Source organism: Parerythrobacter aurantius, from assembly GCF_045291475.1.
Classification (GTDB): Bacteria; Pseudomonadota; Alphaproteobacteria; order Sphingomonadales; family Sphingomonadaceae; genus Parerythrobacter; species Parerythrobacter aurantius.
Genome location: NZ_CP147985.1, coordinates 1,401,176 through 1,419,002, shown reverse-complemented (window position 1 = coordinate 1,419,002; position 17,827 = coordinate 1,401,176). Strand labels below are relative to the sequence as shown.

The 17,827-nt window shown below is 66.1% G+C and carries 13 protein-coding genes; 11 read left to right on the top strand and 2 right to left on the bottom strand.

The window, feature by feature from the left end; all coding sequences use genetic code 11:
• Positions 1-24: 24 nt before the first annotated feature.
• The 6 genes from WAB17_RS07005 (at position 25) to WAB17_RS06980 (ending at position 11,592) form a co-directional block, all read left to right on the top strand.
• Entirely contained in the window at positions 25-1,800 is a 1,776-nt protein-coding gene (locus WAB17_RS07005) for a hypothetical protein (RefSeq protein WP_435419293.1), read from the top strand.
• Positions 1,801-2,033: 233 nt separating this feature from the next.
• A complete protein-coding gene (gltB, locus tag WAB17_RS07000) occupies positions 2,034-6,677 on the top strand; it encodes a glutamate synthase large subunit (RefSeq protein WP_435419292.1) in 4,644 nt (1,547 codons plus the stop codon).
• A 12-nt stretch (positions 6,678-6,689) separates the two neighbouring features.
• Complete coding sequence (locus tag WAB17_RS06995; protein WP_435419291.1) at positions 6,690-8,126, top strand: glutamate synthase subunit beta; 1,437 nt, start codon at positions 6,690-6,692, stop codon at positions 8,124-8,126.
• Between the two features lie 133 nt (positions 8,127-8,259).
• Complete coding sequence (locus WAB17_RS06990; RefSeq protein WP_435419290.1) at positions 8,260-9,537, top strand: carbohydrate porin; 1,278 nt, start codon at positions 8,260-8,262, stop codon at positions 9,535-9,537.
• A gap of 151 nt (positions 9,538-9,688) precedes the next feature.
• Positions 9,689-10,198, top strand: a complete 510-nt coding sequence (locus tag WAB17_RS06985; RefSeq protein ID WP_435419289.1) for a MarR family winged helix-turn-helix transcriptional regulator — start codon at positions 9,689-9,691, stop codon at positions 10,196-10,198.
• Positions 10,195-11,592: a serine hydrolase domain-containing protein gene (locus WAB17_RS06980; protein ID WP_435419288.1), complete on the top strand. Its 1,398-nt coding sequence runs from the start codon at positions 10,195-10,197 to the stop codon at positions 11,590-11,592. Before WAB17_RS06985 ends, WAB17_RS06980 begins: the two co-directional genes overlap by 4 nt.
• A 76-nt stretch (positions 11,593-11,668) precedes the next feature.
• Here WAB17_RS06980 and WAB17_RS06975 read toward each other — a convergent pair whose 3' ends face one another.
• Together WAB17_RS06975 and ung are read right to left on the bottom strand one after the other, a co-directional pair.
• Positions 11,669-12,451: an enoyl-CoA hydratase gene (locus WAB17_RS06975; RefSeq protein ID WP_435419287.1), complete on the bottom strand. Its 783-nt coding sequence runs from the start codon at positions 12,449-12,451 to the stop codon at positions 11,669-11,671.
• A 165-nt stretch (positions 12,452-12,616) separates the two neighbouring features.
• Positions 12,617-13,330, bottom strand: coding sequence for a uracil-DNA glycosylase (gene ung, locus WAB17_RS06970; protein ID WP_435419286.1), 714 nt, complete (start codon positions 13,328-13,330; stop codon positions 12,617-12,619).
• A gap of 81 nt (positions 13,331-13,411) precedes the next feature.
• Between ung and WAB17_RS06965 the strand changes: the two genes are divergently transcribed.
• Genes WAB17_RS06965 through WAB17_RS06945 form a run of 5 tightly spaced genes read left to right on the top strand, consistent with a single transcriptional unit; the run spans position 13,412 to position 17,817 of the window.
• Entirely contained in the window at positions 13,412-14,032 is a 621-nt protein-coding gene (locus tag WAB17_RS06965; RefSeq protein ID WP_435419285.1) for a ribonuclease D, read from the top strand.
• 18 nt (positions 14,033-14,050) lie between these two features.
• The gene (lptC, locus tag WAB17_RS06960; RefSeq protein WP_435419284.1) at positions 14,051-14,731 is read left to right on the top strand and encodes an LPS export ABC transporter periplasmic protein LptC; all 681 of its coding nucleotides are present in this window, start codon (positions 14,051-14,053) and stop codon (positions 14,729-14,731) included.
• Entirely contained in the window at positions 14,728-15,303 is a 576-nt protein-coding gene (locus tag WAB17_RS06955; protein WP_435419283.1) for an LptA/OstA family protein, read from the top strand. The genes lptC and WAB17_RS06955 overlap by 4 nt, the downstream gene beginning before the upstream one ends.
• Before the next feature lie 11 nt (positions 15,304-15,314).
• On the top strand, positions 15,315-16,529 hold the full coding sequence (locus WAB17_RS06950; protein WP_435419282.1) for a nucleotidyltransferase domain-containing protein: 1,215 nt from the start codon (positions 15,315-15,317) through the stop codon (positions 16,527-16,529).
• Positions 16,519-17,817 (top strand): O-antigen ligase family protein, encoded by a 1,299-nt coding sequence (locus tag WAB17_RS06945; protein ID WP_435419281.1) that lies wholly within the window; start codon positions 16,519-16,521, stop codon positions 17,815-17,817. The genes WAB17_RS06950 and WAB17_RS06945 overlap by 11 nt, the downstream gene beginning before the upstream one ends.
• Positions 17,818-17,827 lie beyond the last annotated feature (10 nt).

Below are 17,827 nucleotides of genomic sequence, written 5' to 3'. Positions count from 1 at the left end.
ACCCGGGGCAACAGGACAGGACGAATGACCAAGGCATCGACGGTACAGCGAAAGGGCGGCAACCAGCCGCCGATCAGCGCCCACCCGCTTTTCCCGGCCATCGTTGCGCTGTGGTTTGCAGCCCTGCTGGGGATCGGCAGCCTCGTCGTCCCGGATATCCTGCTCGAAAGCACGGTGGACGCGACCGGTATCGCCGCAATCGCTCCGTCGCTGGCACCGCCGCTGGGTTTTACCGCCAAGCTGCTGCTGGCAAGTGTGTCCGCCGGGCTCGGCGCGATCATCGGGCTGGTGCTGGCGCGCAAGGTCGTCCAGTCGCAGGCTCCCGCCGCCCCCAAGCGGTTCGGCCGCAGGGCCGCCGCGCGCGAGGCTGGCAGGCCCGCCAAGAAGCCCTTCGTCGCTACCGAGGAACTCGGCGAGGAAGGCCTCGGCAAGCCGCATCACGTCGACGATGGCGAAGCCGGTCCGGCCACGTTGCCGGGCCGTCGCCGCGCACTTTCCGTAACCGACGATTCGGGTCCGAGCGAATATCTGGCGGTCGTCCCGCTTCCCGGCGAGGATCCCTACGCACCGGTTTCCGATGACGTCACCGAGGGCACCGCTTCGCCTGAACCGGACCATTTTGCCCTGGCCGACCCGGCCAATCGCCGCGACGGCAGCAATGTCGTTGCGGAAGCCGAACCCGCAACGGTCGAAGCGCCCGCCGAAACGCGACCCTTCGACACGCCAATCGCCTTCCCGTCGCCCGAGGCCACCGGCGGCGATGGCGCCGACTATGGCTTCGCCGCCCCTGCCGCGGCCGGAGAAGCGGCCGGAGAAGCGATCGCCTGGCAACCCGCACAGGAAGACCCCATGACTGCACGCCCGTTCGCCATGCCGGCGCAGCGCTTTGCCGCCGCCGTTCCTGCGGCGCCTGCTGCACCGCTCGCGGATTTGTCCATGAGCGATCTAATAGCCCGCTTCGCCAAGTCGATGCAGGAGCATGACGCCCGCGCCGAAGAGCCGGTCCCGGCAGTTGTCGCTACCGTTTCCGAAGGAGAATCGGAAATCGCAGCCGATGCGGCCGCCGTACCCTTTGCTTTCGCCCGCCCGTTCGATGCCGCCAACGAGGCCGAGCCTGCCCCGGAACAGCCCGCCTTTGCGGCCCCTGCTTTCGCACAGGCGGAGGCGTCCGTTCCCGCCGCCCTGCGGCCGCTCGATCTCGGGGCGTTCGAGGAAGACGACAACGACGATCCCTTCGGCGATTCGTCGCCGCTGGCTTTCGGTATCCCGGAACGGATGTTCGAAAAGTCCGGCAATGCGGCCGAGGAAAACGCGCCCGCCGTTGCGGCGCCGGTCGCGGCTTCCGGCGCGCCCGGGGAATCCCCCGCAGGCGAACACGATGCGCCCGGGCCCTTTGTTCCCCAGACATTCGCGCCCCAGCCCTTCGCCTTCGCCGACCCGCTGGCACAGGCTGCCGAAGCCGGCGAGGACGACGACAACGAGGATGCCTACAGCTCGCTTCTCAGCATGAAGAGCCCGCTCGGCAGCCAGCGCGAATTCGTGCGGATCGAGGACGAGGACGGGGTCGACATGCCTGCGGCACCGGAACCGGTCGTCGTGTTCCCCGGCCACGGAACGGCACCGGCAGCACCCGCCGCTTCTCCGCGTCCGTTCGATGCACCGCCGAGCGCCTTCGCCAGCTCCGGCATGGCTGCAGCCACCCCGACATATCCCGCCCAGAAACCGGCCGATCCGGCCGAAACGGAACGGGCCTTGCGCGAAGCGCTCGAGAAACTGCAGCGGATGAGCGGCGCCGCCTGACAGCAGGCCCGGCTCCGCCACCCCGCCCCATCTTGGACGCCCTGCTGCGAAGCGGGGCGTTCTTGCGTCATGTGAAGCTATTCTTCACCCCTTCGCGCTTGCAAAAAACACTTCCTGTCGTCACAAGGCCGGTTCGCGAAAGTTTCGGTCCGGGAACGCCCGTCGAGACGCGTGCTTAATTGCCGCGCCCCGCCGCTATCGGCGTGTGCAAGGCAAACGACAGGAAGAATGCCATGGCCAACCCCGCTTCGCAGGGCCTGTACGATCCGCGCAACGAGCATGACGCCTGCGGCGTCGGCCTCGTCGCGCATATCAAGGGCGAGCGGAGCCATGCCATCGTCAGCCAGGCGCTGCAGATCCTCGAGAATCTCGACCATCGCGGTGCGGTGGGCGCGGACCCGCTGCTGGGCGACGGCGCCGGCATCCTGATCCAAACGCCCGACCCGATCTTCCGCAAGTGGGCTGCGGCAGAGGGTTTCGACCTGCCCGCGCCAGGCGAATACGGCGTTGCCATGTGCTTCCTGCCGCAGGATGCGGCGGCGCGCGATTTCGTGGTCGGCCAGCTGGAAAAGTTCGCCGCCAAGGAAGGCCAGCAGGTGATCGGCTGGCGCGACGTGCCGACCACACCGGCAGGGCTCGGCAAGGCAGTGATCGCTTCCATGCCGGTGATCCGCCAGTGCATCATCGCGCGCGGGGCCAATTGCGCCAACCAGGACGCATTCGAGCGCAAGCTGGTGGTGATCCGCAAGCAGACCCTGAACCCGCTCGCCAAGCTGGCAGAGAAGCATGGCCTGCCCGGCCTCACCGACGCCTATATCCCGAGCTTCAGCTCGCGCACGGTGGTCTACAAGGGGTTGCTTCTCGCGACCCAGGTCGGCTCGTTTTACGACGACCTGCGCGATCCCGATTGCCAGTCGGCGCTGGGCCTCGTCCACCAGCGCTTCAGCACCAACACCTTCCCCAGCTGGCGGCTCGCCCACCCCTATCGCTTCATGGCGCACAACGGCGAGATCAACACCGTTCGCGGCAACGTCAACTGGATGAACGCCCGCCGCCGCACCATGGAAAGCGAGCTGCTGGGGCCGGATCTCGACAAGATGTGGCCGCTGATCCCGCATGGCCAGTCGGACACCGCCTGCCTCGACAATGCGCTCGAGCTGCTGGTGGTGGGGGGCTACTCCCTCGCCCATGCGATGATGATGCTGATGCCGGAAGCCTGGGCCAAGAACCCGCTGATGGATCAGGGCCGCCGCGCTTTCTACGAATACCATGCCGCGCTGATGGAGCCGTGGGACGGGCCGGCGGCGGTCGCCTTCACCGATGGCCGCCAGATCGGCGCGACGCTCGACCGCAACGGCCTCCGCCCGGCACGCTATTGCGTGACCAGGGACGACATCGTCTGCCTCTCGTCCGAAAGCGGCGTGCTGCCGTTTGCGGAGGAAGACATCGTCCGCAAGTGGCGGCTCCAGCCGGGCAAGATGCTGCTGATCGACCTCGAGCAAGGCCGCATCATCGAGGATGCCGAGCTGAAGGCCGGCCTCAGCGCCGAGGAGCCCTACGCCGACTGGCTCGCCAGCGCGCAGTACAAGCTCGAAGACCTCGAAACGGTCGATCCCGAACTGGCCGAGGTGCCGCCGCACGAGACCACGCTGCTCGATCGCCAGCAGGCCTTCGGCTACACGCAGGAGGACATCACCCGCTTCCTCGAACCGATGGCGCTCAGCGCCGACGATCCGATCGGTTCCATGGGCACCGACACGCCGATCGCGGTCCTCTCGCAGAAGAGCCGCCTGCTCTACGACTATTTCAAGCAGAACTTCGCGCAGGTGACGAACCCGCCGATCGACCCGATCCGCGAGGAGCTGGTGATGAGCCTGCTCTCCATGATCGGTCCGCGCCCCAACCTGCTCGGCTTCGACGCGGGCACGCACAAGCGGCTCGAGGTCAGCCAGCCGATCCTGACGAACGAAGATCTCGCCAAGATCCGCTCGGTCGAGCTGGCGCTCGACGGGGCCTTCCGCACCGCCACGGTTGACATCACCTGGGATGCCAGCAGCGGGGCCGAGGGCCTCGAATATGCGCTCAAGGAAATGTGCTGGGCCGCGACCGAGGCCGTGCTGCAGGACGCCAATATCCTCATCCTGAGCGACCGGACCCAGAACGAGAACCGCATCCCGATCCCCGCCGCGCTCGCCACGGCCGCGGTGCATCACCACCTCGTCCGGCAGGGCCTCAGGATGCAGACCGGGTTGGTCGTCGAGACCGGCGAGGCGCGCGAAGTGCATCACTATTGCGTGCTGGCGGGTTACGGCGCGGAAGCGATCAATCCCTATCTCGCGTTCGAAACGCTAGAGGACCTGCGCCAGCGCCGCCATCCCGACATGGCGCCCGAAAAGGTGCAGGCGAACTATATCAAGGCGATCGGCAAGGGCATCCTCAAGGTCATGTCCAAGATGGGCATCTCGACCTACCAGTCCTATTGCGGGGCGCAGATCTTCGACGCGGTCGGCCTGTCGAGCGAGTTCATCGAGAAGTATTTCACCGGCACCGCCACCACCATCGAAGGCATCGGCCTCAAGGAAGTGGCGGAAGAAGCCGTGCGGCGGCACGAGATCGCCTATGGCGACGATCCGCTGCACCGCGAGATGCTTGACATCGGCGGCATCTACCAATTCCGCCTGCGCGGCGAGGATCATGCCTGGACGCCGTCGAACATCGCCTCGCTGCAGCATGCGGTGCGCGGGGGAAGCTACAAGGACTATGCCGACTTCGCCGCCTCGATCAACGAGCAGAGCGAGCGGCTGCTGACCATTCGCGGGCTGATGGAATTCAAACCGGCCGAGCATGGCCCGGTCCCGCTCGACGAAGTCGAACCGGCGAGCGAGATCGTCAAGCGGTTTGCCACAGGCGCAATGAGCTTCGGCTCGATCAGCCACGAAGCGCACTCGACCCTCGCCATCGCCATGAACCGCATCGGCGGGCGCTCCAATACCGGCGAAGGCGGCGAGGAGCCGTTCCGGTTTGCGCCGCTCGACAACGGCGATTCGATGCGCAGCCGCATCAAGCAGGTCGCCAGCGGGCGTTTCGGCGTCACCGCCGAGTATCTCGTCAATTCGGACGATATCCAGATCAAGATGGCGCAGGGCGCGAAGCCCGGCGAGGGCGGCCAGTTGCCCGGTCACAAGGTCGACAAGCGCATCGGCGCGGTCCGCCATGCGACCCCGGGCGTGGGCCTCATCAGCCCGCCGCCGCACCACGACATCTATTCGATCGAGGACCTCGCCCAGCTGATCCACGACCTCAAGAATGTGCAGCCCAGCGCGCGCATCTCGGTCAAGCTGGTCAGCGAAGTCGGGGTCGGCACGGTCGCCGCAGGCGTATCCAAGTGCAAGGCCGACCATGTCACCATCTCGGGCTATGAAGGCGGCACCGGCGCTTCGCCACTGACGAGCCTGACGCATGCAGGGTCCCCGTGGGAAATCGGCCTTGCCGAGACGCAGCAGACCCTGCTGCTCAACGACCTGCGCAGCCGTATCGCGGTGCAGGTCGATGGCGGGCTGCGCACGGGCCGCGACGTCGCCATCGGCGCTCTGCTCGGCGCGGACGAGTTCGGCTTTGCCACCGCGCCGCTGATCGCGGCGGGCTGCATCATGATGCGCAAGTGCCACCTCAACACCTGCCCGGTCGGCGTGGCGACGCAGGACCCGGTGCTGCGCGCGCGCTTCACCGGCACGCCCGAGCACGTCATCAACTACTTCTTCTTCGTCGCCGAGGAACTGCGCGCCATCATGGCCGAACTCGGTTTCCGCACGGTCGAAGAGATGATCGGCCGGGTCGACCGGCTCGACATGCGCCGGGTCGAGCGCCACTGGAAGGCCGCCGGGGTCGACCTGTCGCGCCTGCTGCACCGCGTCGACCTGCCCGAAGGCGCATCGCTGCACCACACGCTGACGCAGGACCACGGGCTCGACAGCGCGATGGACAACGAGCTGATCGCCGCCTGCCGTCCGGCGCTGGAGCGGGGCGAGGCGGTGGTGCTCGACCGCACCATCCGCAACGTCAACCGCACGGCGGGCACCATGCTGTCGGGCGAGGTCGCGCGGCGCCATGGCCATGCAGGCCTCGCGCCCGACACGATCCGCATCAGGCTGACAGGTGTCGCCGGGCAAAGTTTCGGCGCGTGGCTGGCCCACGGGGTCACGCTCGACCTCACCGGCGATGCCAACGACTATGTCGGCAAGGGCCTCAGTGGCGGGCGCATCATCGTCAAGCAGCCGGCCAGCGCCGACCGCACGCCAGGCGAGAACATCATCGTCGGCAACACCGTGCTCTATGGCGCGATCGCGGGCGAGGCCTATTTCCAGGGCGTCGCGGGCGAGCGTTTCGCGGTCCGCAATTCGGGCGCGATCGCGGTGGTCGAGGGCACCGGCGACCATGGCTGCGAATACATGACCGGGGGCGTGGTGGTCGTGCTCGGCAAGACCGGGCGCAACTTCGCCGCAGGGATGAGCGGCGGGATCGCCTATGTCCTCGACGAGGACGGTGCGTTCGCCGACATGGTCAACCCGGCGCAGGTCGAGCTCGAACGGATCACCGGCGAAGCGGACGCGGAGGAAGGCTCGGGTCGGCCACGCCAGCGTCCGTCAAGCGTGCACGATTTCGGCATGGGCGACATGCTGCGCCATGACGCCGAACGGCTGCGCATCCTGGTCGAGCGGCACAAGCTCCACACCGGCTCGCCCAAGGCGGCGGCACTGCTGGAGGACTGGGACACGGCCCTGGCGAAATTCGTCAAGGTCATGCCGAGCGACTATCGCCGCGCATTGAAGACGCTTGAGGAAGAGCAGAGCGAAGCCGCCATGGAAGCGGCGGAATAAGGGTCACAGGTAATGGGCAAGGAAACCGGCTTCCTCGAACTCGACCGCCGCGAGCGCGACTACATCGCGCCTGAAAAGCGCGTCGGGAACTATCGCGAATTCGTGATCGAACCGCCTGCGGAGGTACTGGCCGCGCAGGCCAGCCGCTGCATGAACTGCGGCATCCCCTACTGCCACAACGGCTGCCCGGTGAACAACATCATCCCGGACTGGAACCACCTCGTTTACGAAAACGACTGGAAGAACGCGCTGACGGTGCTGCATTCGACCAACAATTTCCCTGAATTCACCGGCCGCATCTGCCCCGCCCCGTGCGAGGCGAGCTGCACATTGAACCTGATCGACCAGCCGGTGACCATCAAGAGCATCGAATGCGCCATCGTCGATCGCGGCTGGCGCGAAGGCTGGATCAAGCCGCAGGTGCCAGAGAAGCAGACCGGCAAGTCGGTCGCGGTGATCGGCAGCGGTCCGGCGGGCATGGCCTGCGCCCAGCAACTGGCGCGCGCGGGCCATGCGGTGACGGTGTTCGAGAAGCAGGACCGGATCGGCGGGCTGCTGCGCTACGGCATCCCCGACTTCAAGATGGAGAAACACCTCATCAATCGGCGCGCCGTGCAGATGGAAGCCGAAGGGGTGACCTTCAAGACCAGCGCCGAAGTGGGCGTCGAGGTCAGCTTCAAGGCGCTGCAGGAGAATTTCGACGCCATCGTGCTGGCGGGCGGAGCCGAGGAAGCGCGCGGGCTGGACATACCCGGCGCGGAAATGGCGGGCGTGCGGCTGGCGATGGAATTCCTGACCCAGCAGAACAAGCGCAATGCCGGCGACGACGAAGTGCGCGCCGCGCCGCGCGGCACGCTGACCGCGACGGGCAAGCATGTCATCGTCATCGGCGGCGGCGACACGGGAAGCGACTGCGTCGGCACCAGCAACCGGCAGGGCGCGGCGAGCGTGACACAGCTGGAAATCATGCCCAAGCCGCCCGAGCACGAGGACAAGGCGCTGACCTGGCCCGACTGGCCGCTCAAGCTGCGCACTTCCTCCAGCCACCAGGAAGGTGCGCAGCGCGACTGGTCGGTGCTGACCAAGCGCGTCGTCGGCGACGGCGAGACCGTGACCGGGCTCGAATGCGTCCGCATCGAATGGGTGGACGGTAAGATTCAGGAGGTGCCCGGCAGCGAGTTCACCCTGCCCGCCGACCTGATCCTGCTCGCCATGGGCTTTACCGGCCCACGGAAACGCGGCCTGCTCGACAAGGCCGGGGTCGCGCTCGACGCGCGCGGCAATGTGGCGGCAGATACCGAGCGCTACGCCACCAGCGAGCCGGGAGTCTATGCCTGCGGCGACATGCGCCGGGGGCAGAGCCTGGTCGTCTGGGCGATCCGCGAAGGGCGCCAGTGCGCGCGCGCCGTGGACGAGGCGCTGATGGGCGTAACCGAATTGCCGCGCTAGTCGTAAACTCTCAGCTCGCCCGGGTGCAAAGCCCTTGCGCGCCAAGGGGTTCTCGCTAGGCTTGGGCTTCGATCGCGCACATCGCCAGCACAACAGTGCGGCCGGGACTATCGGGAGGGATTTTCCGTTGCTTATGCGCGTTGCTGCTGCGTGGGGCAGCTTTCTGCTGGCATCCGTATCGCCCGCTGCCGTGGTCGCACAGGAAAGCGAAGCTCTTGGCGGACCCGGGAATGGCGCCGCCGATGACACCGCCGATGGCACCGCCGATCCGGCCGTCGCGCTTCCCGCGCCTGCCCCTGTTGCCGCGCAGGGCCAGAAAGCGCCGGACATCGAATTCGCCTGGACCCAGTTCCTCGGCACCTCGATCCGGGAGAATGTCGACGACCGGTGGCGCTATGGCGGGCGGGTCGACATCTATGCCCGGGTCACCGGCTCCACCCTCGGCCTCGACGATTCCATCACCGTCAACATCCATCCCGAGCTGCGCTACGGCCAGGGCATCAACGGCGAGATCGGCGTGCTGCCGGTGCAGACCGGGCTGTTCTACCCGACCGATGACGGCACCGAGTCCGACCTGTCGCTGAGCGTGAAGAAGACCTGGAAATCGGGCACTTCGCTGGAAGTCGGCAAAGTCAACGTGCTCGATATCGCCGCCGGCCTGCCGGTGGTCGGCGGCGGCGGGATCGAGGGGTTCGAAAACCTCGCCTTCGCCCTGCCCCCCAGCACCATCGTGCCGCAATCCATGCTCGGCGCGATGCTGACCGTGCCGACGAAGAAGGCGCTGTTCCGGCTGTGGGTGTTCGACCCCGTGATCCAGACGCAGGAGACCGGCTTCGAGAGCCCGTTCTCGACTGGCGTCGGCGCGCTCGCCTCGGTCACCTTCCCGGTCAAGCTAGGCGGCAAGCCGGGCTACTACGCGATCAAGCTGTCGGGCACGACGCGCAAGGGCCCGCCGGTCGAGGTGCTGCCCGCGGGCCTGCGACCGATCCCCGGCGGCAGCTTCGGCAACGCCCGGGGGCAGGCGAGCGTGGTCTTCGCCGCCTACCAGTATCTGGGACTCTACAAGGATGCACCGGGCAAGGGCTGGGGCGCGTTCGGACAGGTGTTCTTTTCCGACGGCGACCCGACCCCGCTCGACGTCAGCGGCATCTTCGGCGTTTCGGGCGATGTCCCGTTCCGCCCGCAGGATCACTTCGGCCTCGGCTGGTTCCGCTATTCGCTGGCCGACAAGCTGGTCAACGACCTCGCGCCCTTCGTCGGCTTCGAGGACGAGGAAGGCGCGGAAGCCTTCTATACCTTCCAGGTCGCCAAGCCGCTGCGGATCACCGCCGACGTTCAGTATATCGACAGCACGGTCACGGCGCGGAAACCGGGCTGGGCTGTCGGGCTGAGGGCGGTGACGCGGTTCTGAGCGAAAGCTGAGGTCAGAGTTTAGACGGGTCACACCAAAATGCAGACGTTCAGCAAACGACCCAGTTGCGGACATACCAAACTTAACTTCAGGAGCCGGAAAGCTGCCGATAGAGTTTGACAACTAAGTTGCCATAGCTCATCCGATTAAGATGAGCCAGAATGACCAAAGGATCGCCGAGAAGCTTCTCCGCCTAGGAGATCAAATCAGCCGCTCGCATTTCAAGCTGAGCGCGGTTGTGGATACTATTTATTCCGAATCCCTTAGCGCATCCCGTGGTGTGAGTCCTTCCGCCATGCGTGGCGTTCTGAGGGATGCGGCGGCTGAACAGTTGCGCACCGTTCCCGAGATCGCCGCTCTTCGACCGGTCAGTCGGCAATACGTACAGAAGGTCGTCAACGCTCTGGTCGCCGCCGGTTTGGCCGAACTGTTGGAAAACCCTCGGCACAAGCGCAGCAAACTTGTGGCGCCAACCAAATCAGGGCTGACTTTGCTGGATGAGTTTACAAAACGCGAGCGCCCTATTTTGCTGCATGCAGCCAAAACCGTCGGGGCGGATGAAGAGCAGATCGAAGCTGCGCTCGATCTTCTTGAGCGTCTCTCGAGTCATATGGATAAGCTGCTAGCTCCCACTTCCGTGCCGGAGGAGAACGGCCGATGATCCGGCGCAAAACTGTTACCTTTGTTTCGCTTGGCTTGGTGCTGGTGCTGCTTGCAGCTGCCGTCGGCTATCTCTCTCGTATTGCCCCATCGGGAACCGGCTACAAGGCGATGACCGCTTGCACGGCTCTGTTCGTTTCGGGCCGTTCTGTTGAAAGATTGGAACGCGAGGAATTCGCCGGTCTTCATCCCATCCTCGACTATGTCTCGATTTCCGTCGATGCTGATGCGGGTAAGGTGTCTGCCACAATGCTCGGTATGGGCGCGCAAACCGCTATCTATCGCGAAGGTCTCGGGTGCACTCTGACCGATTATGAAGACGACCTTCCTTCGGTCCCGGACGGATTAGACGATCCGCTTCCAACTACGGCCGACGATTGGAGCGAGCCTGATCCCTCAGCGGCGCAAAACAGTCGCCTGAATACTGCAATGCAGCGAGCGTTCGCCGAGCCTGATGCATCTAGCAAGCGCAACACACGCGCTCTGCTCGTCTATCATGGTGGTGTGCTGGTCGGCGAGCGTTACGCGGATGGCGTTACCGACGAAACTGCGCTCCCCGGTTATTCGCTCACGAAGACGATTTTGGGGGCACTAATCGGGATCGCCTACGCCGACGATCCCGATTTCTTGAGTAATAGGGCCGACCTCAAAGCATGGCACGATTTGGAAGGCGATGACTCGCGTCGAGAGATAACTATGGCGGACCTTCTCCACATGACAACCGCCACGCATTGGAGTGAGGCTACAGGCGATCCTCTCAGTCCGATACTGAAAATGACCTATCATTCACGGGATATGGCGGCCTACGCAGCGGAACAAAAATCTGAAGGAGAGCCAGGCAGCAAGTTTCAATACAACAGCGGCTCCAGCCTGATCCTTTCACGGCTACTGTTGGAAAGGCTGGGCAACGACACCGAAGCCTATCTTCGATTTCCGCGCGAAAAGCTTTTCGCGCCAACGGGAATGGCTAGCGCGATAATCGCTCCCGATGCGAGCGGTACGCTCAATGGTGGCTTTGGTGCGAGCGCCACCGCTCGCGACTGGCTCCGCTTCGGGCTGTTGTATCTCCACGATGGCAAGAGCGGAAACCAGCGAGTTCTGCCCAAGGGATGGACTGAGGCGAGCCAATTGACACAGCCTGCGAGTGCCGAACGCGGATATGGACTGCATGTTTGGGTGAACCAGCCTTTCGAAAAGGACGGCTCTGTACAATTGCCGAGACCGCGCTTGCCTGCAGATACACTGTTGATGAATGGTCAATTTGGGCAACTGGTTGCCGTCGTACCTAGCAGGAATCTTGTCATCGTCAGACTGGGTCAATCGAACAATTGGGACTTCTCGAACGACCCTGACCGATTGATCGTCAGCATCTTGTCCGCTTTGCCGGAAGGCTGACCGATACCGGACCTTCCGCTTTCCACCCAATGTCAGCCATTCCGAATTAACCGAATTACGCCTGAATGCGGGCACCCTACTGCCCCCGTCCGCGCTCCTGCACCGCCATCCGCCGCGCTTCGACCTCTTCGGGTGAGACCTGCGCATTGGCCGCGCTTGAGCGCACGTTCTCGAGTATCAACCCCTCGCCAAAGGTCGCGGCGTAGCCTTCGTCGATCAGCGCCTTGTAGTTGGCGAGAAAGGCCGGATCGATCGTTGCCATGTCGGCGGCGAGCTTGCGGGCGAGCGGAAGCAGTTCGTCGGGCGCGACGACGCGGTTGACAAGGCCCCAGGCCTTCGCCGTCTCCGCATCGAGGAAATTGCCGGTGAAGCTCAGTTCCTTGGCGCGGGAGATGCCGATCATGCGGCTCAGCTTCTGGCTCAGCCCCCAGCCGGGGTAGATGCCGACCCGCGCATGGGTGTCGGCGAAGCGGGCGCTGGTGCTGGCGATCAGGACATCGCAGGCGAGCGCCACCTCGAACCCGCCGGTGATGGCGACCCCGTTGATCGCCCCGATCACCGGCTTGCGGCACAGCTCGATCGCCTTGACCGGGTTCTCGTCCGCACCTGCGGCATTGGCCGCGCCCAGCGCGCCTGCGGTCGAGCCCAGCTCCTTGAGGTCGAGCCCGGCTGTGAAGGCTCTTGTCCCCGCCCCGGTCAGGATCACCGCGCGCACGCCGTCGTCGGCATCGACCGCGGTCATGACCTCGAACAAGCGGTGCCGCAGCGCCTTCGACAGCGCGTTCATCGCCTGCGGGCGGTTGAGCGTGACGGTGGCGATACCGTCTTCAATTTCGCACAGGACCAGCTCGTCGTTCATCGATCTCTCCTTCGTTAAATCGCTGTCCTACACACCGCCATCATGCGCAAGGTCGCTCCAGTGACCGGAAAGGGGTGAAGGGTGCGGCGCAGAAAGTCACACAGTCCGGTTACAAGCAGCACGCAACCTGCTGTTTTCATGAGGTGAACCGGAAAGGTCACGGGTTCAAACCGGCGTTTCGGCGTAACTCGCCCGGCCATCCAAAGCCCAGTCGATCGCGCCGCGCCCATGCGCCTCGAGGAAGGCGTTCGCCTTGCTGAAGGGCTTCGAGCCGAAGAACCCGCGATGGGCGGAAAGCGGGCTGGGATGCGGGCTGCGGATGACGAGATGCGGCCCGCCCGAAAGCTCCGGGATGTTGCCCGCCTTCTTCTGGGCATGGCTGCCCCACAGGATGAAGACGGTCGGCCGCTCGCTTCTTGCCACCGCCGCCACCGCCGCGTCGGTAATCGCCTCCCACCCGCGCCCGGCATGGCTCCCGGCCTTGTGCGCCTCCACAGTCAGCGAGGCGTTGAGCAGCAGCACGCCCTGCCGCGCCCAGTGCTCCAGCGTACCTTGCGCGGGGCGCGGGATGCCGAGGTCGGCCTCCAGTTCCTTGAAGATATTGACGAGGCTCGGCGGCGGGGGAACGCCCGGCGGGACCGAGAAGCTGAGCCCATGCGCCTGCCCCGGCCCGTGGTACGGGTCCTGCCCCAGCATCACCACCCTGACGGTATCGAGCGGGGTCAGCTCCAGCGCCCGCAAGCGGCTGCCGCGCGGCGGATAGATCGCCTTGCCGGCCTCCTCCTCGGCCCGCAGCCAGCCGCCCAGCCGCCGCGCCTCCGGCGTGCCCAGCGCAGGTTCGAGCGCGGCTTGCCACGCCGGAGGAACAACGTCGTTCATGCCAGACTGCTAGGCCTTGGGCACCGACCGTGCCAACTCCCCTTTCCCTCTTTCCCCAATCGGCCTAGAGGCCTTGGCCCTATGGCTGTACATTTTCACGAAGAAGACCTGCCTGCAGGCGTGCTGAGCGGCGATGCGCCGCTGGCGGTGGATACCGAAACCATGGGTCTCGTGACCCGGCGCGACCGGCTGTGCGTCGTCCAGATCAGCGACGGCAGCGGCGACGAGCATCTCGTCCGCTTCGCTCCGGGCAGCGCCTATGATGCGCCCAACCTCAAGGCGCTGCTGGCCGATCCGCAGCGGCTCAAGCTGTTCCACTTCGCCCGCTTCGACCTTGCCGCGATCGAGTACTATCTCGGCGTCACCGCCGCGCCGGTGTTCTGCACCAAGATCGCCAGCAAGCTGACCCGCACCTACACCGATCGCCACGGCCTCAAGAACCTGGTCGAGGAATTGCTCGGCGAAAGCCTGTCCAAAGTGCAGCAGTCGAGCGACTGGGGCGCGCCTGTCATCAACGATGCGCAGCGCGATTATGCCGCCAGCGACGTGCGCTTCCTCCACCGGATGCACACCATACTGGTCGAACGGCTGGAGCGCGAAAGCCGCACCGCCATCGCCCAGGCCTGTTTCGATTTCCTGCCTACCCGTGCGCGGCTCGACCTCGCCGGGTGGGAGGAACAGGATATATTCAGCCACATGTAGGCACAGGCCAAGGCGACGATGAACCACGCCCCACGGATCGAGACGCTGGATGCGAAGGAACTGCGCCGCGGGCGCCAGGCCTTCGCTGCGCCCGGCGGGTTCCACGACACGCTGGTCAAGTTCCTCGGCACCACGCTGCCGATCGGGGTGGGCGTCGTCGCCGCGCTGATGGTGATCACCCCATTGAGCCCGCGCGGCGAGATATCCTTCCTGCTCGACCGCGACGAAGTGGCCCAGATCGACGAACGGCTGCGGGTCGACAATGCGCTGTATCGCGGCACCGACAGCCAGGGGCGGCCGTTCTCGCTGACCGCAAATGAAGCGGTGCAACGCTCGAGCGCGGAAGGCGTCGTCCGGCTGCAGGATGTCGTTGCCCGGATCCTGCTCAGCGACGGGCCTGGCCAGTTGACGGCCGAAGGCGGGACCTATTCGATTGCGGACGAGGTCCTGCAGGTCACCGGGCCGCTGATGGTGACCGCTGCCGACGGCTATCGCTTCGTTGCCAGCGGTGTCGCCATCGACCTCGAAAACAAGCGCCTGACGGGCTCCGACGGGGTCGAGGGCGCGATCCCGGCAGGAACCTTTTCCGCCGATCGGCTCGAAGCCGATCTCGACGCCCGCATCGTCGCGCTCGACGGCAATGCCAGACTGCGCATGGTGCCGGGCCAAGTGAACCAGTCCATGAGGATGCCGCGATGACCGAAACCCTGTCGACCAAGCTTGCCCGTCCGCTCCGCCTGTTCGCGATCGGTTTCGCCGCGACCTGCGCCATCGCCGGCGGCATCCAGTTGCAGGCGCAGAGCTTCGGCGGGCACAATTCGCGCGCGCCGGTCGATTTCGATGCCGGCCGGCTCGAAGTGCGCGACCGCGAGAACCGGGTGCTGCTGTCGGGTGCGGTGACTGTATCGCAGGCCGGGCTGACGGTCCGATCGGACCGGATGGTGGTGAACTATTCCGATGCAAGCGGCCTCGATGTGAACCGGATTACCGCCACCGGGGGCGTGGTGGTGACCCGCGGCAGCGATCGGGCCTCGGGCGGGACGGCGATCTACGATCTCAACAGCCGGCTCATCACCATGGTCGGCAATGTCCGCCTCAGCCGGGGCAGCGACAACCTCAGCGGCGGACGGCTGGTCATCAATCTCGATACCGGCGTGGCCAGCATCGATGGCCGCGCTTCGGGCGGGACGACGACCGCCGGCGATGCGCCTGTTTCGACCACGCAGAGCGGCGGCCGTGTGCGGGGCACGTTCTCGGTCCCGCAGAACTGAAGCCTGGCGCCATGCCGGGCCGGGGCGAGCTGCGACGGTTCCTGCTGGCCCTCGTCGGTCCGGCGCCGGATGCGAGCGCCTCGCCCATACTCGATGCCTCCGCTTGGGCGCAGGTATCGGCCATGGCGGCCCAGCACCGCATCGCACCCTATCTCCATGCCCGGCTTGCGCGCGGGGAACTCTCGCTGCCGATCCCCGCGCAGGTCCGCGCCGAATGGCAGACGGCTCACCGCGCCAGCGGAATTGCCGCGCTCGCGATGCGGCGGCGTCTGCTCGAAACCCTCTCCCTGCTGGAGAGCGAGGGCCTTCGCGCGGTGGCGCTGAAGGGTGCATGGACCGCCTGGCACGCCTATCCAGCCGCCGCCGAGCGGCCGATGCGTGATCTCGACCTGCTCTTGGCGCCGGACAACGTGCTGCCGGCTTTCGACCTGCTGGTTGCAAATGGCTACCGCCAAGAAGAGGCTTCGGCCCGGCCAGCGGAAGAGATGCTCCATCACGACAAGCACCTGCCGCCACTGCTTGCGCCCGACGGGGTCAGGATCGAGCTGCATATGCGGCTTTGGGAACGCAGCGAGACGATCGGCCGTGTCATGCCCGCGTGCGACAGCGCGGCGATGCTGCAGCGTGCTGTTTGCGAAGGCGACGATCCGGTGCCCTATCTGGTGCCGCTCGACCGCATGGCCCATGCCCTAGTCCATGCAGCCTATTCCAACCGGCTCGACGGTGGCCCGCTCAGCCTGGTCGACACCGCCATGATGGCCCGCCATGGCGGCTTCGACTGGCAGGACCTTCGTCACATGGCGCAGGCCGGCGGGTGGGAACGGGGCGCGGCGCTGGTCGTGGCGCTGGCGGACCGCTGGTGCAGCCCCGGCCTGCTGGCGCAATCGGGTTTCCAGCCGATGCTGCCGCCGCACATTGCCGACATCACGCCCGACCTGTTGCTGCAGGACCTCGACCATCGCAAGACGGTCGGTGCCACCACTGCGGTCGTGCAGGGATGGCAGCGCGGCGGTGTTCGCGGCGGTCTTGCCGAGGCGACACGGCGCCTGCGCGGCAGGGACCGGCCACGGCATGGAGCGGCCGGGACGGCGGGCTCCGGCGAAACCGGCGGCGGCTGGCTCGCGCGGCGCCTGCGCGAAACGGGGCACTCGCTCCTGCAGCGCGACCTGCTGGCGACCGCTCGGGCGCACGGCAGGCTCGGCGAATGGCTTGATCATGGCGGCTGACCCGCTCGCCCCCTCGCGCAAGGACTGGCTGTTCGCCGCCGTCGCCTGCCAGCTCGCCGTGGTGCTGATCGCTGGCGGTACCGCGCGACCCGCCAATGTGCTGGTCTGCTTTCTCGCTGCCATGCCTGTGCTGGGTCTGCTTCTTGCAGGCACGCGCAGCGAGCCGCTGGCCTGGCCCGCGCGCCTTGCGCTCGCCCTTTACGGTCTCGCCTGGTTGCAACTGGTACCCCTGCCCCCTTCGGTCTGGACAGCCCTGCCGGGACGCGCGCTTGCCGCCGATGTGCTGCTCGCTGCAGGGATGCAGCCGGGATGGAGGCCACTGGCACTCGATCCCGGCGCGGCAGGGGCGGCGCTGGCATCTCTGGCAGCCCCGCTGGTGCTGCTGGTCGCCGCAGGCCGGCTGAGCGCCGACGAACGGCGGATCCTGTTGCGAGGTATCGTCGGCGCAGCGCTCGTCATGGCAGTTCTCGGCGTGGTGCAGCGCATCTCCGGCACGCTCGCCCCTTATGATATCGATCACGCGGGCTACGCCACCGGGCTTTTCGCCAATCGCAATCACCTGGCAGCGTTCCTTGCCAGTGCACTGCTGCTGCTCCCGGCACTGCGCAAGAACGAGCGGGACCGTCGGTCCAGCCCGGTCATGCTGGCGGCAAGCCTGCTGCTGTTCGCGGGCATCCTGGCCACGACCTCGCGCGCCGGCATCGTACTCGGCCTGGTGGCCATAGTGGTGTCGCAAATACTGTGGTGGCGTCCTTCTGTCCGCACCGTCCTGGGCGGGGGCCTGGCCCTGATTCTGGCAGCAGTGGTGCTCCTGCAAGTCCCCGCGCTTGCTCCTGTGTTCGACCGCTTTGCCGGGCTGGCGCAGGATGATCGTTTCCACATAGCCGAAACCACGCTGGCAGCGGCACGGGCCTATTTCCCGTGGGGTTCCGGCTGGGGCAGCTTCGTTCCTGTCTACATGACCTTCGAGGATCTCGACACGCTCGACGGTAACTTCGTGGTCGCAGCACATAACGACTATCTCCAGCTCATGCTGGAAGGGGGTTGGCTCGGCCTGGCAGTGGCCATGGCGGCTCCGCTCGCGCTGATAGCGTTTGCTGCGGGCAAGCTGCAGACCCGGTCGGGGACGGCGTCTTGGTCGCTGTGGTGGATATGCGCCGTCCTGCTGGCCCATTCCGCCGTTGACTATCCGTTGCGGACCGACGCGCTGGCGGCGCTGTTGGCATTGGCGTTCGCAATGCAGGATAACCGGCGAAAGCCATTGCCACCCGGGGTCGGGCCGGACTAACACCCGGACA

What these genes read in the sequence shown, in the direction of transcription:
- WAB17_RS06985 (WP_435419289.1), top strand. Translation starts at nt 9,689, where the DNA reads ATGAGCCAGAATGACCAAAGGATCGCCGAGAAGCTTCTCCGCCTAGGA.
- WAB17_RS06990 (WP_435419290.1), top strand. Translation starts at nt 8,260, where the DNA reads ATGCGCGTTGCTGCTGCGTGGGGCAGCTTTCTGCTGGCATCCGTATCG.
- WAB17_RS06965 (WP_435419285.1), top strand. Translation starts at nt 13,412, where the DNA reads ATGGCTGTACATTTTCACGAAGAAGACCTGCCTGCAGGCGTGCTGAGC.
- WAB17_RS06995 (WP_435419291.1), top strand. Translation starts at nt 6,690, where the DNA reads ATGGGCAAGGAAACCGGCTTCCTCGAACTCGACCGCCGCGAGCGCGAC.
- WAB17_RS06955 (WP_435419283.1), top strand. Translation starts at nt 14,728, where the DNA reads ATGACCGAAACCCTGTCGACCAAGCTTGCCCGTCCGCTCCGCCTGTTC.
- WAB17_RS06980 (WP_435419288.1), top strand. Translation starts at nt 10,195, where the DNA reads ATGATCCGGCGCAAAACTGTTACCTTTGTTTCGCTTGGCTTGGTGCTG.
- WAB17_RS06975 (WP_435419287.1), bottom strand. Translation starts at nt 12,451, where the DNA reads ATGAACGACGAGCTGGTCCTGTGCGAAATTGAAGACGGTATCGCCACC.
- gltB (WP_435419292.1), top strand. Translation starts at nt 2,034, where the DNA reads ATGGCCAACCCCGCTTCGCAGGGCCTGTACGATCCGCGCAACGAGCAT.
- lptC (WP_435419284.1), top strand. Translation starts at nt 14,051, where the DNA reads ATGAACCACGCCCCACGGATCGAGACGCTGGATGCGAAGGAACTGCGC.
- WAB17_RS07005 (WP_435419293.1), top strand. Translation starts at nt 25, where the DNA reads ATGACCAAGGCATCGACGGTACAGCGAAAGGGCGGCAACCAGCCGCCG.
- WAB17_RS06945 (WP_435419281.1), top strand. Translation starts at nt 16,519, where the DNA reads ATGGCGGCTGACCCGCTCGCCCCCTCGCGCAAGGACTGGCTGTTCGCC.
- WAB17_RS06950 (WP_435419282.1), top strand. Translation starts at nt 15,315, where the DNA reads ATGCCGGGCCGGGGCGAGCTGCGACGGTTCCTGCTGGCCCTCGTCGGT.
- ung (WP_435419286.1), bottom strand. Translation starts at nt 13,330, where the DNA reads ATGAACGACGTTGTTCCTCCGGCGTGGCAAGCCGCGCTCGAACCTGCG.